Genomic DNA, 15,922 nt, shown 5'->3' with positions numbered 1-15,922 from the left:
GGAGGACGTGCGTGGAATTACTGATTTACCTCATCCTATTTTTACTGGTTTTGATTGTCTCAAGTACCACCAATAAGCTCCTGCCCTTTTTGCCTCTCCCTTTGGTGCAGATTCTTTTGGGAATCGTGATTGGTCTCTTTTTACCCAATACCGACTTTCATCTCAATACAGAGTTGTTTTTGGCCCTGGTTATCGGGCCCTTGCTTTTTCGAGAGTCGGAAGAAGCGGATATTACAGCTATTTTAAAACACTGGCGAATCATTGTTTATCTCATATTTCCAGTGATTTTCATCTCGACCCTGAGTTTGGGTGGCTTGGCCCATCTTCTTTGGCTCAGTCTTCCCTTGGCGGCTTGCTTGGCTGTTGGGGCGGCACTTGGGCCTACGGATTTGGTGGCCTTTGCCTCTCTTTCGGAGCGTTTTAGCTTTCCTAAGCGCGTGTCCAATATTCTTAAAGGTGAAGGACTCTTGAATGATGCTTCTGGTTTGGTGGCTTTTCAGGTAGCTTTGACAGCTTGGACAACTGGAGCCTTTTCCCTTGGGCAAGCTAGCAGTTCGCTCATCTTTTCAATTCTAGGCGGTTTTTTGATTGGCTTTTTAACAGCCATGACCAACCGTTTCCTCCATAGCTTCTTGCTAAGTGTGCGAGCAACGGATATTGCCAGTGAGCTTTTATTAGAATTGAGTTTGCCTCTGGTGACCTTCTTTCTGGCAGAAGAAGTACACGTTTCTGGGATTATTGCCGTTGTAGTTGCTGGGATTTTAAAGGCAAGCCGTTTTAAGAAAATTACGCTCCTCGAAGCCCAAGTGGATACGGTGACCGAGACGGTCTGGCATACAGTGAACTTTATGCTCAACGGTTCTGTCTTTGTGATTTTAGGGATGGAGTTGGAAATGATAGCAGAACCTATCTTGACCAATCCAATCTATAATCCCTTACTTTTATTGGGATCTCTTGTCGCTCTTACCTTTGTCCTCTTTGCTATTCGTTTTGTCATGATCTATGGCTATTATGCCTATAGGACTAGACGTCTCAAGAAAAAGCTAAATAAGTATATGAAGGATATGCTTCTCTTGACCTTCTCAGGTGTTAAGGGAACCGTGTCGATTGCTACAATTCTTCTGATACCAAGTAATTTAGAGCAGGAGTATCCTCTCTTACTTTTCCTTGTCGCAGGTGTGACGCTTGTCAGTTTTTTAACAGGCCTCGTGGTCTTGCCTCATCTTTCTGATGAAGAGGAAGAAAGCAAGGATTATCTCATGCATATTGCCATTTTGAATGAAGTAACGCTAGAGTTGGAAAAAGAGTTGGAAGGCACGAGAAATAAGCTCCCTCTCTATGCGGCTATTGACAATTACCATGGACGTATTGAAAATCTCATCCTGAGTCAAGAAAATAAGGGGGCTCAAGAAGACTGGGCTGCTTTGAAACTCTTGATTCTTAGTATTGAAAGTGATGGATTGGAACAGGCCTATGAAGAGGGGAACATTAGCAATCGTGCTTACCGAGTTTACCAACGTTATCTGAAAAACATAGAACGAGGAATCAATCGTAAGTTTGCGTCAAGACTGACCTATTATTTTCTTGTTTCCTTGAGGATTTTACGTTTTCTCCTGCATGAAGTTTTTACTCTCGGAAAGACCTTCCGTAGCTGGAAGGACAAGGAGCAAAGCCGTCTCCGTGCTCTTGATTATGACCAAATAGCAGAGCTCTATCTTGCTAATACAGAGATGATTATTGAAAGTTTGGAAAACCTGAAGGGAGTCTATAGACGCTCTTTGATTAGTTTTATGCAGGAGTCTCGTCTTCGTGAAACAGCTATTATCAGCAGTGGTGCCTTTGTCGAACGGGTTATCAATCGCGTCAAGCCCAACAATATCGATGAAATGCTGAGAGGATATTATCTGGAGCGCAAGTTGATTTTCGAATACGAAGAAAAACGATTGATTACGACCAAGTATGCCAAGAAGTTACGACAAAATGTCAATAACTTAGAGAACTATTCTCTGAAGGAAGCTGCCAATACCCTGCCTTATGATATGGTGGAATTAGTAAGAAGAAATTAGTTAATACTCTTCGAAAGTCTCTTCAAACCACGTCAGCGTCGCCTTACCGTAGGTATGGTTACTGACTTCGTCAGTTCTATCCACAACCTCAAAACAGTGTTTTGAGCTGACTTCGTCAGTTTCATCTACAACCTCAAAGCAGGGCTTTGAGCAACCTGCGGCTAGCTTCCTAGTTTGCTATTTGATTTTCGTTGAGTATAAGATTATAAGTGAAGGAGTGTGACATGAAAAAGTGGTGGAAAGAGCTGATAGACAAGCCTCTATTAAAAGCTTTTTTGCATTATTATCAAGCATCAGATAGTGAGTTGACCAGTGTCGCAGTAGCCTACTATTGGTTGATTTCGATTTTTCCCCTGCTTTTGGTGGTGGTCAATATCCTGCCTTATTTTCAGATTCCTGTGGTAGAATTTCTGGGCTTTGTGAAAGACGTCCTGCCCCCAAGCCTCTATGAAGGTGTGGAAAAAATAGCCAGAGAAGTCTTGACCCAACCTTCAACAGGTTTATTGAGTTTTTCTGTCTTGTCGGCGCTATGGAGTTTTTCAAAATCTATGAATTTCTTACAAAAAGCTCTTAACAAGGCTTATGGCGTCGAAAAGAGTCGTGGACTTATTTCCCATCAGATGGTGAGTCTCCTAGTCAGTTTTGGCTTGCAGCTCCTCTTTGCTTTTGCCTTGTTTTTGAGCTTGTTTGGTCAGATGATTTTGGATCTACTTGCTCATTATTGGACAAAAGATGGCATTATCTATCAGGCTTTACAAGGGTTGGCAGGTCCTCTGACTTACGCCCTCCTCTTTGCTATCTTGGTCATGCTTTATTATTTTCTTCCCAATCTATCTAACAGGAAACTTAGTTATACCCTACCAGGTAGTGCCTTTGTTCTCTTAGTGATTTTAGGTTTACTAACTCTGTTCTCTAGTTATCTCAATTACTATGTCCATCATTTGGTGGACGTCCGAATTTTAGGTTCTGTTCTTCTTGTTGTTATGATGTTTTGGTTTATCTTGATTGCTAAAATTGTTATCCTAGGCGCGGTGATCAATGCCAGTGTGCAGAGTTTGAAAGATCCTAGTTTTAGAAAAGACTAACTATTTATCCATTACAAAAGCGCATAGTATCAAGGTTCTATAAAGCCTTGATACTATGCGCTTTTTTGCTTTGACAGTTTTTTGTATAGTTTTTGTCCAATATTTCTAAATCATCTGATTAAATTCCTATTTTTCCCTATCATTATCCCTGTTTTTTCGAAAATGGAAGGAGTATAATAAATCTATCAATAAAATGATAGGAGGAACTTTATGGATCATATTTTCTTTTTTCTAAGTGTATTTTTGGCAGGGATTCTATCCTTCTTTTCTCCTTGTATCTTACCCTTGTTACCAGTCTATGCAGGGGTGTTACTAGATGATAAGGATGGTGCTCAGGCTTCTAGTGGCAAATTTTCCATCTCAGTTGTTAGTTTATTGCGAACTCTGGCCTTTATAGCGGGGATTTCCTTTATTTTTATCTTACTAGGCTATGGAGCTGGTTTTTTAGGCGATTTGCTTTATGCTTCTTGGTTTCAATATGTGACGGGTGCGGTTATCATTCTCTTAGGCTTGCACCAGATGGAGATTCTACACTTTAAGGGACTTTATAAGGAAAAGAGGTTACAACTGCAAGGACAGGGGCAAAATGGTAAGGGCTATAGTCAGGCGTTTTTACTGGGGTTAACTTTTAGTTTTGCTTGGACGCCTTGTGTGGGGCCGGTTCTTGGCTCTGTTTTGGCTTTAGCGGCTTCAGGTGGTTCAGGTGCTTGGCAGGGAGCGGGTCTCATGTTGGTGTACACGTTGGGTTTGGCGCTACCATTCTTGCTTCTAGCTCTAGCCTCTAGCTATGTTTTGAAACATTTTCGAAAACTCCATCCTTATCTCGGGATTCTCAAAAAAGTGGGTGGTTTTCTTATTATCGTGATGGGACTCTTAGTTCTGTTTGGAAATGCTTCAATTTTAAGTCAATTATTTGAATAAAATGGAAAGGAATATCAATATGAAAAAATGGCAAACATGTGTTCTTGGAGCAGGTTCGCTCCTTTGTTTGACGGCTTGTTCAGGCAAGTCCATGACTAGTGAACACCAAATGAAAGATGAAATGAAGATGGAGCAGACAGCTAGTAAAACAAGCGCAGCTAAAGGGAAAGAAGTTGCTGATTTTGAACTGACGGGAGTAGATGGCAAGACCTACCGTTTATCTGATTACAAGGGCAAGAAAGTCTATCTCAAATTCTGGGCTTCTTGGTGTTCCATCTGTCTGGCCAGCCTTCCAGATACAGATGAAATCGCTAAGGATGCTGGTGACGATTATGTGGTCTTGACAGTAGTGTCACCAGGACACAAGGGAGAGCAATCTGAAGCGGACTTTAAGAATTGGTATAAGGGCTTGGATTATAAAAATTTCCCAGTCCTAGTTGACCCGTCAGGCAAACTTTTGGAAACTTATGGCGTCCGTTCTTACCCAACTCAAGCCTTTATAGATGGTGAAGGAAAATTGGTCAAAACCCAACCAGGTTTTATGGAAAAAGATGCGATTTTGCAAACTTTGAAGGAATTGGCCTAGGAGGTGTTCTATGAATGATAAGTTAAAAATCATCTTGTTGCTAGGAGTATTTTTCCTAGCCATAACCGGTTTCTATTTTCTATTGATAAGAAATGCAGGACAGACAGATGCCTCGCAAATTGAGAAAGCGGCAGTTAGCCAAGGAGGAAAAACAGTGAAAAAAACAGAAGTTAGTAAAGACGCAGACTTGCACGAAATTTATCTAGCTGGAGGTTGTTTCTGGGGAGTGGAGGAATACTTCTCCCGCGTTCCCGGAGTGACAGATGCCGTATCAGGCTATGCAAATGGTAGAGGGGAAACAACCAAGTACGAATTGATTAACCAAACAGGTCATGCGGAGACTGTTCATGTTACCTATGATGCCAATCAAATTTCCCTCAAGGAAATCCTGCTTCATTATTTCCGCATTATCAATCCAACCAGCAAAAATAAACAAGGAAATGATGTAGGGACTCAGTATCGTACTGGTGTTTATTACACAGATGACAAGGATTTAGAGGTAATCAACCAAGTCTTTGATGAAGTTGCTAAGAAATACGATCAACCTCTGGCAGTTGAAAAGGAAACCTTGAAGAATTTTGTAGTGGCAGAGGATTACCACCAAGACTATCTCAAGAAAAATCCAAATGGCTACTGCCATATCAATGTCAATCAGGCTGCCTATCCAGTCATTGATGCCAGCAAATATCCCAAACCAAGTGATGAAGAATTGAAAAAGACCCTGTCACCTGAGGAGTATGCAGTTACCCAGAAAAATCAAACAGAGCGAGCTTTTTCAAACCGCTACTGGGATAAATTCGAATCTGGTATCTATGTGGATGTGGCAACTGGCGAACCTCTCTTTTCATCAAAGGACAAGTTTGAGTCTGGTTGTGGTTGGCCTAGTTTCACCCAGCCCATCAGCCCAGATGTTGCTACCTATAAGGAAGATAAGTCTTACAATATGACGCGCATGGAAGTGCGGAGCCGAGTTGGAGATTCTCACCTTGGCCATGTCTTTACGGATGGACCACAGGACAAGGGGGGCTTGCGCTACTGTATCAATAGTCTCTCTATCCGCTTTATTCCTAAAGATCAAATGGAAGAAAAAGGCTACGCTTATTTATTAGATTATGTTGATTAAGAAGTCTTTCCTAAGCAGTTAGAGGAGAATTTTGCTATACTGATACTAGTAAGTGACAAAGGAGAGAAGCATGACCTACACAATCTTAATCGTAGAAGATGAGTATCTGGTAAGACAAGGCTTGACCAAGCTGGTCGATGTAGCAGCCTACGATATGGAAATCATCGGTCAGGCTGAAAATGGAAGACAGGCTTGGGAATTGATTCAAAAGCAGGTGCCGGATATCATTTTGACCGATATCAACATGCCTCAACTAAATGGCATTCAGTTGGCCAGTCTGGTCCGAGAAACCTATCCTCAGGTTCACCTAGTTTTTTTGACAGGTTACGATGATTTTGATTATGCCTTGTCTGCTGTCAAACTAGGTGTAGATGACTACTTGCTCAAGCCCTTTTCTCGTCAGGATATTGAGGAAATGTTGGGGAAAATCAAGCAAAAGTTGGATAAGGAAGAGAAAGAAGAGCAGTTACAAGATTTATTGACTGATAAGTTTGAAGGAAACTTGGCCCAGAAAATTCAGTCTCATCTAGATGACAGCCAGTTTAGTTTAAAGGCTTTGGCCAGTGACTTGGGCTTTAGCCCGACTTATCTGAGCTCTTTGATTAAGAAAGAGTTGGGTCTACCTTTTCAGGATTACCTGGTGCGAGAACGTGTCAAACAAGCTAAGCTCTTGCTCTTAACAACGGATTTAAAGATTTATGAGATAGCTGAAAAAGTTGGTTTTGAAGATATGAATTACTTTACCCAACGTTTTAAACAGATTGCGGGTGTGACACCTCGTCAGTTTAAGAAGGGAGAAGGTCGATGAAGCGTTCTTCTCTCCTAGTTAGAATGGTTATTTCCATCTTTTTGGTCTTTCTCATTCTCCTAGTTCTGGTTGGTACGTTCTACTATCAATCTAGTTCTTCAGCCATTGAGGCTACCATTGAAGGTAATAGCCAAACGACTATCAGTCAGACTAGCCACTTTATCCAGTCTTATATCAAAAAATTAGAAACCACCTCGACCAGTTTGACCCAGCAGGCGGATGTCCTAGCCTATGCTGAGAATCCCAGTCAAGACAAGGTCAAGGGAATTCGAAATCTGTTTTTGACCATCTTAAAGGCAGATCAGGACTTGAAAACTGTTGTGCTGGTAACCAAATCCGGTCAGGTCATTTCTACAGATGACAGTGTGCAGATGAAAACTTCCTCTGATATGATGGCTGAGGATTGGTACCAAAAGGCCATTCATCAGGGAGCTAAGCCTGTTTTGACACCAGCTCGTAAGTCGGATAGTCAGTGGGTTATTTCTATCACTCAGGAACTTGTTGATGCAAAGGGAGCCAATCTGGGTGTACTTCGTTTGGATATTTCTTATGAAACTCTGGAAGCCTATCTCAAGCAGCTCCAGTTGGGTCAGCAGGGTTTTGCCTTTATCATCAATGAAAACCATGAATTTGTTTATCATCCTCAACACACAGTTTATAGTTCGTCTAGCGAAATGGAGGCTATGAAACCCTACATCGAGACGGGTCAGGGCTATACTCCTGGCCACAAATCCTACGTCAGTCAGGAAAAGATTGCAGGAACTGATTGGACGGTGCTTGGTGTGTCCTCGTTGGAGAAGTTAGACAAGGTTAGGAGTCAACTCATGTGGACCTTGCTTGGAGCCAGTTTCACATCTCTTCTTGCCTGTCTCTGCTTGGTGTGGCTTAGTCTCAAACGCTGGATTGCTCCTCTGAATGACTTGAGAGAAACCATGCTGGAGATTGCTTCTGGTAATCAGAATCTGCGTGCCAAGGAAACTGGTGCCCATGAACTGAGAGAAGTGTCTCGCCAGTTCAATGCTATGTTGGATCAGGTTGATCAGCTGATGGCAGATGTTCGTAGCCAAGAAGAAACAACCCGTCAGTACCAACTTCAAGCCCTGTCCAGCCAGATTAATCCGCATTTTCTCTACAACACCTTGGACACCATCATCTGGATGGCTGAATTTCAGGATAGTCAGAGAGTGGTTCAGGTGACTAAGTCTTTGGCAACCTATTTCCGCTTGGCACTCAATCAGGGTAAAGATTTGATTTGCCTGTCTGATGAAATCAATCATGTCCGCCAATATCTCTTTATCCAGAAACAACGTTACGGAGATAAGCTGGAATATGAGATTGCTGAAAATCCTGCCTTTGATAATCTAGTCTTGCCTAAACTGGTGTTACAACCTTTGGTGGAAAATGCTCTGTACCATGGCATCAAGGAGAAGGAAGGTCAGGGACATATTAGAGTTTCTGTCCAGAAACAGGATTCGGGCTTGGTCATCCGCATTGAGGATGATGGCGTTGGCTTCCAAGATGCTGGTGATAGTAGTCAAAGTCAACTCAAACGTGGGGGAGTTGGTCTGCAAAATGTTGATCAGCGACTCAAACTTCATTTTGGAGACAATTACCAGATGAAGATTGATTCTAGGCCCCAAAAAGGGACGAAAGTGGAAATATACATAAATAGAATAGAAACTAGCTAACTCCCAGTCAATTCTGGGAGTTTTATGCGTAATTGGGCAAGCTTTCTAGGTTGTCTATCTTGCTAAAAATAAGAAAAAACGGTATGATAGAAGAGTGACAAAAGAGGTGACAGAGATGAACGAGACACAGATTCAAAGAGAAACACGTCAGATAGTAGAAGATGTTTTAGAAAAGGCCAATTTGAAGCAGGGGGCCCTTTTTGTTTTAGGTCTATCTTCTAGTGAGGTGATAGGTGGTCAGATTGGGAAAGAATCCAGTCAAGAGATTGGTGAGCTGATAGTGGAGACTATCTTGGGTATTCTAGGTAGTAGAGGTATCCATTTAGCCGTTCAAGGTTGTGAACATGTTAATCGAGCTCTCGTCGTTGAACGTCAGGTGGCAGAGCAGTTTGGTCTGGAAATCGTCAGTGTCCTTCCGACTCTCCATGCAGGAGGTTCGGGTCAGTTGGCAGCCTTTAAGTTTATGCAAGATCCAGTTGAGGTTGAATTTATCAAGGCTCATGCTGGATTGGATATCGGAGACACTGCAATTGGCATGCATGTCAAGCATGTTCAGGTTCCGATTCGCCCTCTTTTGAGAGAGATTGGTCATGCACATGTAACGGCGCTGGCTAGTCGTCCAAAATTAATCGGAGGTGCGCGTGCGCACTATCCGCAAGATTCTATTAGAAAGTCGTGAGAATGAATAAAGGAGATGAAAGTGTTTAAAAAAGACCGTTTTTCAATTCGTAAGATTAAGGGAGTTGTAGGTTCTGTATTTCTTGGAAGCCTTTTGATGGCTCCTTCTGTAGTGGATGCAGCTACCTATCACTATGTAGATAAAGAAGTTATTTCACAAGAAGCTAAAGATTTAATCAAGACAGGAAAACCTGATGGAAATGAAGTTGTATATGGTTTGGTGTATCAAAAAGACCAGCTGCCACAAACAGGGACAGAAGCATCTGTTTTGACAGCTTTTGGTTTGCTGACTGTTGGGAGCTTGCTTTTAATCTACAAGAGAAAGAAAATTGCCAGCGTCTTTTTAGTTGGAGCTATGGGATTGGTAGTTCTTCCTAGTGCAGGGGCTGTAGACCCAGTTGCGACCCTAGCACCGGCTAGTCGAGAGGGTGTTGTTGAAATGGAGGGCTATCGCTATGTTGGTTATCTATCAGGCGACATCCTCAAAACGCTTGGCTTGGACACTGTTTTAGAAGAAGCCTCAGCTAAACCTGGAGAGGTGACTGTGGTCGAAGTTGAGAATCCCCAAGTAACAACAAATCAGGAGCAAGCTAAGCCAAAAAACCAAGCAGTAGAGACAGAGGAAGCTCCAAAAGAAGAAGCACCTAAAACAGAAGAAAGTCCAAAGGAAGAACCAAAATCGGAGGTAAAACCTACTGACGACACCCTTCCTAAAGCAGAAGAGGGGAAAGAAGCTTCAGCAGAATCAGCTCCAGTTGAAGAAGTAAGTGGAGCAGTTGATTCAAAAATAGATGAACAAGCACCAGTCAAGCCAGAAAGTCAACCATCAGATAAACAAGCTGAGGAGCCAAAAGTTGAACCACCAGTAGAACAAGCAAAAGTCCCAGAACAACCCGTGCAACCTACACAACCGGAGCAACCAAGGATACCAAAAGATTCATCACAACAAGAAGATCCTAAAGAGGATAAGGTATCGGAAGAGACACCGAAACAAGAAGATAAACAGCCAGAAGTAGTAAAAACAAAAGATGAGGCTGCTAATCAACCTGTTGAAGAACCAAAAGTTGAAACGCCTGCTGTAGAAAAACAAACGGAACCAGCTGAGGAATCAAAAGTTGAACAAGTAGGTGAACCAGTTGTACCAAGAGAAGACGAAACGGCACCAATAGCACCAGTCGAGCCAGAAAAGCAACCAGAAGCTTCTAAAGAAGAGAAGACTGCGGAAGAAACACCGAAACAAGAAGAGTCAACTCCAGATACCAAGGCTGAAGAAACTGTAGAACATCAGGACGAAACACCAAAAGTAGAACATAAAACAACTCCTGAAGAAGGTGTGCTAAATGTAATAGAGATTAAGCCTGAAGTTATAGTAACTAAAGAGTCTGTGCCTTTTAAGACAATTGAGCAAGACGATGAGAATCTCACTAAGGGAGAAACAAAAGTTATTCGAGAAGGTGTGGCAGGTGAACGCACTATTTTAACTGAAGTCACTACTATTGATGGAAAACAGTCTAGTAAAGTATTAGAGGATACAATAACAACCAAGCCAGTAGATGAAATAAAAGGTATTGGTACTAAAGAACCAGTTGATAAAAGTGAGTTAAAGAATCAAATTGATAAAGCTAGTTCAGTTTCTCCTACTGATTATTCTACAGCAAGTTATGGTGCATTGACTCCTGTTTTAGAAACTGCAAAAGGTGTCTATGCTTCAGAGTCTGTAAAACAGCCTGAGGTAAATAGCGAGACAGATAAACTTAAAACGGCTATCGATGCTCTAAGTGTCGATAAAACTGAGTTAAACAAAACTATCGCTGACGCAAAATCAAAAACTAAAGAGCACTACAGTGATGCATCTTGGGCAAACCTTCAAGATGTATTAGCTGAAGCTGAAAAAGTTACAAACACCCCAGCTACTAAGCAAAGCGAAGTTGATCATGTTTATGAAAAACTTAAAGCTGCTGTCGCTGGTTTAACCACAGATAAGACCGAACTTGAAAAACAACTTCACCTTGCAAACGAAAAAACTCAAACTGACTACAGTGCTACATCTTGGAACGCTTTGGAAGAAGCGAAAACTGACGCTCAAACTGTAAAATACAACGACAAAGCTACTCAAGTTCAAATCGATGAAACTGCTAAAAAACTTAAAGCTGCTATTGATGCATTAAAAACTGATAAGACTGAACTGGAAAAACAACTTGCTGATGCTAACTCTAAGACAGAAGCTGATCATAGTCCTGCGACTTGGTCTGCATTAGAAGAAGCGAAAAAAACTGCTCAAGCCGTAGAAGATAACGCTACTGCTACTCAAACTCAAATCGATGAAGCCGCTAAGAACTTGAAAGCCGCTATTGATGCACTTAATGTTGATAAAACAAAATTACAAGAGCAAATAACAGTTGCTAATCAAAAACAAGAAACTGACTACAGTCCAAAAACTTGGAACAACTTCAAACAAGCCGAAATCAAAGCCAAAGAAATCAACGATCAAACTACTCCACTTCCTAAACAAAGTGAAATAGATGCGGCTACTAAAGCTCTTCAAGCCGCTATAAATGCTCTTGCCGTCGATAAGACTGCATTGCAAAATGCTATTAACACAGCTAACAGCAAACATAAAGAAGAATACACTACTCAAACATGGAAAGCTTTAGAAGATGCCCTTGTAGCAGCAAACCCTGTAAATTCAGATGAAGCTGCCACTCAAAGTAAAGTAGATGATGCTACTAGAAGATTACAAGAAGCTATCAAAAACTTAGTTCCATTGACTGAAAAACCAGTATTAAAATTTGTAAACACTGATAAGAAAGTATTAGAACGTGAAGCAATTGCTAAGTATTCTCTAGAAAACCAAAATAAAACAAAAATTAAATCAATTACAGCTACTCTGAAAAAAGGAGAAACAGTTGTTAGCACTGTAGAGCTTACAGGCGATGATGTAAATAATGAAACTATAGACGCAGCATTTAAAAACCTAGAGTATTACAAAGAATACACTCTATCTACAACTATGGTTTACGATAGAGGTAACGGTGATGTAACAGAAATCTTAGATAATCAACCAATCCAACTAGACCTTAAAAAAGTTGAGATTAAAGATATTAAAGAAACAAGATTGATGAAAGTGGATGAGAATGGAAATGAAACAGATAGTAGCCTTCTAGAAACTGTTCCAGAAAATCTAACGTCATATTATCTAAAAATTACCACTAATCATAATAAAGTAACAAGGCTTGCCATTACTAATATAGAGGAAGTAACTGAGGAGGAGACATCCCTATTTAAAGTTACTGCTTCAGCTCCTGATTTAATCCAACGTGATTCAAATAATAGCTTGAGTCAAACGTACACTTATTACATAGAGAAACCCAAAGCATCGCAAAATAACGTTTACTATAACTTCAAAGATTTAGTAGATGCTATGCAGAAAAATCCTAACGGTGAGTTTAAATTAGGAAAAAGTTTAGATGCACAGTATCTAGATGTTAGTAGTAAATCATATGTAACAGGTAATTTTAAGGGTACGCTCTCTAGTGATGGCGATAAGCACTATGCTATTTATAATTTGAAAAAGCCTTTATTTCATTTAATTGATAATGGTAAAGTGCAAAATATTAATTTTGAAAATGTGAATATCAATCTTCCGTCAGAAGATCATGTTTCTGTCATCAGTCATAAAATGCAAGGTGACCAGTCTCTTATTAAAGATGTTAAAGTAACGGGTAATATTACAGGTCGTAATCATGTGGCTGGATTTGTGAACTGGATAGAGCATGCTTCAAGACTTGAAAATATAGCTTTTATAGGTAATATCCATACAACTGGTAATGGTGCTAACTCCTATATGGGAGGTATTGCAGGCCGTATGTACGAAGGTATTATTGATAGAGCTTATGTCGATGCTAATCTTACAGGTAATCGTGTACGTGTTGGTGGAATTGTTGCCGTCATGGAACATAGAATAAATGGTGCTGGACGTGATAGATTTACAAAATTACGTAAGTCAGTTATGAAAGGTGTGATTAATTTATCAAACCCTGTTGAAGCTGGAGGTTTAATCAGTAAAAACTGGCCTTGGGGAAATGCTGATGACAATGTGAGTTACGCTAAGGTAGTAAAAGGTGAAATATTATATGGTTCTCCAGATATTAATGACAGTGATTTTGCATTTCCATATATTAAAAACAACTATAGTGTTTTAGGAGTTAGTGTCGGTAGTAAGTCATATACTTTATCCCATAATTTGAAAGAAATTTCCAAAGAAGATGCTGATAAACGTGTAGCTGGTTATGGCATTACTGCAAATTTGTTTGAGAGTGAAGAACTTCAAACAAATAGATTAAACAATATTGAAACTAAAGATAAAGAATATAAACTGATTCAAAACTACAAATCAGAATATGACCAAGCTTATAGAAATATTGCTAAACTTCAACCATTTTATAACAAAGACTGGATTGTAAATCAGGGTAATAAGTTAGAGCAAGATTCAAATCTTGTGAAGAAAGAAGTATTATCTGTTACAGGTATGAAGAATGGTCAATTTGTTACAGATTTATCTGATATTGATAAGATTATGATTCACTACGCTGATGGTATAAAGGAAGAAATGTCCGTGGCAGTCAATTCTGATTCTGGAGTAGCTCAAGTGAAAGAATATAATATAGTCGGTCAAAATATTGTTTACACACCAAACATGGTTGTTAAAGATCGTAGTGATCTGATGACTAAGGTTAAGGAAGCCTTGACTTCAGTAGAACTTCAGTCTGCGGGTGTCCGTTCGATCTTGGATAGACGTAATGACAGTAAAGATAAGAGTGCAAACACAGAGCAACGCCAAAATGGATATATTCGTGACTTCTATTTTGAGGAACATTTCCAAGAATTGAAGTCTAATATGGATACGATTGTCAAACATCTTGTGGAATCAGAAGATCATCAATTAAACATATCAGACGCAACTCAAAGAGCTCTTGTTAAGAAAGTTCAAGACAATAGCGCAAAAATTATGTTAGGTCTTGCTTACCTAAATCGATATTATGGTATCAATTTTGATGGTAAAACCATTAAAGACTTAATGATGTTTAAACCAGATTTTTATGGTAAAAATGTAGATGTCTTAGATAGACTGATTGAAATTGGTTCAAAAGAAAATACTTTAAAAGGTCATCGTACACATGATGCATTTAGAGAGGTATTGGCTAAGAACACGGTGTCTGGAAATCTTATTGACTTCTTACGATATAATATGAAGTTATTGACAGCCGACACAAATTTGAATGATTGGTTTATTCACTCCACTGAAGGTAAGGTTTATGTAGCAGAACGTCAGTCACGTGAAGAGGCTATTAAAACTGCTAAGTATCGTGCTTTTGACAATTTATCTCGCGGATACCATCAAAAGATGATTTTACCGCTCCTTAACCTTAAACAAACCCAAGCATTCTTGATATCGACCTACAATACTATATCATTTGGGACTGCTAATAAATACAATACCACACTGGATAAGTGGAAGGATAATATTAATTTGGCTGCAGACAGACAAATTAACTATCTTGATTTCTGGTATCGTTTAGCAACAGATGCGGTAAAAAATAAGCTTGTCAAAGATATTGTAACTCCAGTATGGGAAGGTTACCAAGTTTGGGGTCATAAATGGGGGCAATGGATGGATAAATATGGTAAGTTCGAAGATGGAACAGGCATTTATCCACCTACTCGTGAGCTTTATGGTCCTGTCGGTGAGCATTACGGTCCTAATGGAGCTGTTGCTGGGGCATATGCTACATATTATGATGACAAGAATGATACTCGAGCTAAAGTTGTATTTGTTATGTCTGATATGATTAGTGAATATGGTGCGTCTGCATTTACGCATGAGACTACTCATATAAATGACCGCGTAGCTTACTATGGAGGATACACGCATCGTGAAGGAACATTCTTAGAAGCCTTTGCTCAAGGCATGTTACAGTCCCCAGCAGAACATGGACACCAAGGTGAATACGGCGCACTTGGATTAAATATGGCATTTGAACGTTCAAATGATGGTAATCAATGGTACAACTATAACCCTAATAAGCTTCAATCACGAGAAGCTATTGATAAATATATGAAGAACTATAATGAAGCTCTGATGATGTTAGATTCTCTTGAAGCTGAAGCTGTCTTACCAAAATTACAAGGTAACAATGATAGCTGGTTCAAGAAAATGGATAAACAAATGCGTAAGGACGGACAACCTCACCAGTTTGACAAAATTCGCGATTTAAATGACACTGAGAAAGCACTTCAATTAAATAACATTAATGATTTAATTGATAATAATTTCATTACCAAACATGGTGCTCCTGGAAATAACACATACGATCCATCTGATTTTAGAACTGCTTATGTGAATATAAATATGATGACTGGTATCTATGGTGGTAATACCAGTGATGGTGCTCCTGGGGCTGCATCATTTAAACATAATGCATTTCGTATGTGGGGATATTTCGGATACGAAAATGGATTCATCGGATATGTTTCTAATAAATATAAATCCGAAGCCAATAAAGCAAGTCAAACTCTAAGTGATAAATTTATTATTGATAAAGTTTCTGGTGGTAAATTTAAAACTCTTGAAGACTGGAAAAAAACTTGGTATGAGGAAGTTCTTACAAAAGCTCAAAGAGGATTCACAGAAATTAATATTGACGGTGAAAACATCTCTTCATATAGTAGACTACAAGCATTATTCAATGCAGCTGTGACTAAAGATTTACAGGAGTTAAATGACCCTAAAATTAAAGACAAATATACAAATACTGTAAATCTTAAAGCTAAAGTGTACAAAGCATTACTTAAAAACACAGACGGTTTCTCTGGTGATCTATTTACTGCACCACAAGCATAGGGATGAATAAAATCGTAAAAAGGTAGATCAGCTTTGTCTGTATCTGCCTTTTTATGCTATACTTAA

General features: G+C 39.7%; 9 protein-coding genes. All 9 read left to right on the top strand.

Annotated elements, in window-relative coordinates:
- Positions 1 to 11 precede the first annotated feature (11 nt).
- Positions 12 to 2,066 carry a cation:proton antiporter gene (locus tag HT679_RS07290; RefSeq protein ID WP_173213839.1) on the top strand — a complete coding sequence of 685 codons (2,055 nt, stop codon included), beginning with the start codon at positions 12 to 14 and terminating at the stop codon, positions 2,064 to 2,066.
- Positions 2,067 to 2,290: 224 nt separating this feature from the next.
- Positions 2,291 to 3,151 carry a YihY/virulence factor BrkB family protein gene (locus tag HT679_RS07285; RefSeq protein WP_173213837.1) on the top strand — a complete coding sequence of 287 codons (861 nt, stop codon included), beginning with the start codon at positions 2,291 to 2,293 and terminating at the stop codon, positions 3,149 to 3,151.
- Between the two features lie 210 nt (positions 3,152 to 3,361).
- Positions 3,362 to 4,072 carry a thiol-disulfide oxidoreductase-associated membrane protein CcdA2 gene (gene ccdA2, locus HT679_RS07280; RefSeq protein WP_173213835.1) on the top strand — a complete coding sequence of 237 codons (711 nt, stop codon included), beginning with the start codon at positions 3,362 to 3,364 and terminating at the stop codon, positions 4,070 to 4,072.
- A 19-nt stretch (positions 4,073 to 4,091) separates the two neighbouring features.
- Positions 4,092 to 4,658 carry a redoxin family protein gene (locus tag HT679_RS07275; RefSeq protein WP_050253208.1) on the top strand — a complete coding sequence of 189 codons (567 nt, stop codon included), beginning with the start codon at positions 4,092 to 4,094 and terminating at the stop codon, positions 4,656 to 4,658.
- A 10-nt stretch (positions 4,659 to 4,668) separates the two neighbouring features.
- A complete protein-coding gene (gene msrB, locus HT679_RS07270; RefSeq protein WP_173213833.1) occupies positions 4,669 to 5,781 on the top strand; it encodes a peptide-methionine (R)-S-oxide reductase MsrB in 1,113 nt (370 codons plus the stop codon).
- Between the two features lie 70 nt (positions 5,782 to 5,851).
- Positions 5,852 to 6,589 carry a response regulator transcription factor gene (locus HT679_RS07265; RefSeq protein ID WP_173213831.1) on the top strand — a complete coding sequence of 246 codons (738 nt, stop codon included), beginning with the start codon at positions 5,852 to 5,854 and terminating at the stop codon, positions 6,587 to 6,589.
- Positions 6,586 to 8,277 (top strand): sensor histidine kinase, encoded by a 1,692-nt coding sequence (locus tag HT679_RS07260; RefSeq protein ID WP_173213828.1) that lies wholly within the window; start codon positions 6,586 to 6,588, stop codon positions 8,275 to 8,277. Before HT679_RS07265 ends, HT679_RS07260 begins: the two co-directional genes overlap by 4 nt.
- Before the next feature lie 115 nt (positions 8,278 to 8,392).
- Entirely contained in the window at positions 8,393 to 8,956 is a 564-nt protein-coding gene (locus HT679_RS07255) for a TIGR01440 family protein (RefSeq protein ID WP_050390108.1), read from the top strand.
- Between the two features lie 21 nt (positions 8,957 to 8,977).
- Positions 8,978 to 15,856 (top strand): ZmpA/ZmpB/ZmpC family metallo-endopeptidase, encoded by a 6,879-nt coding sequence (locus tag HT679_RS07250; protein ID WP_173213826.1) that lies wholly within the window; start codon positions 8,978 to 8,980, stop codon positions 15,854 to 15,856.
- The last annotated feature ends 66 nt before the right edge of the window (positions 15,857 to 15,922 follow it).

It is taken from the genome of Streptococcus sp. 4886 (assembly GCF_013276485.1).
Lineage (GTDB): Bacteria > Bacillota > Bacilli > Lactobacillales > Streptococcaceae > Streptococcus.
Note: the sequence above shows the minus strand (reverse complement) of the source record. Positions and strands in the feature narration are given on the sequence as shown.

What these genes read in the sequence shown, in the direction of transcription:
- HT679_RS07275 (WP_050253208.1), top strand. Translation starts at nt 4,092, where the DNA reads ATGAAAAAATGGCAAACATGTGTTCTTGGAGCAGGTTCGCTCCTTTGT.
- HT679_RS07265 (WP_173213831.1), top strand. Translation starts at nt 5,852, where the DNA reads ATGACCTACACAATCTTAATCGTAGAAGATGAGTATCTGGTAAGACAA.
- msrB (WP_173213833.1), top strand. Translation starts at nt 4,669, where the DNA reads ATGAATGATAAGTTAAAAATCATCTTGTTGCTAGGAGTATTTTTCCTA.
- ccdA2 (WP_173213835.1), top strand. Translation starts at nt 3,362, where the DNA reads ATGGATCATATTTTCTTTTTTCTAAGTGTATTTTTGGCAGGGATTCTA.
- HT679_RS07285 (WP_173213837.1), top strand. Translation starts at nt 2,291, where the DNA reads ATGAAAAAGTGGTGGAAAGAGCTGATAGACAAGCCTCTATTAAAAGCT.
- HT679_RS07255 (WP_050390108.1), top strand. Translation starts at nt 8,393, where the DNA reads ATGAACGAGACACAGATTCAAAGAGAAACACGTCAGATAGTAGAAGAT.
- HT679_RS07260 (WP_173213828.1), top strand. Translation starts at nt 6,586, where the DNA reads ATGAAGCGTTCTTCTCTCCTAGTTAGAATGGTTATTTCCATCTTTTTG.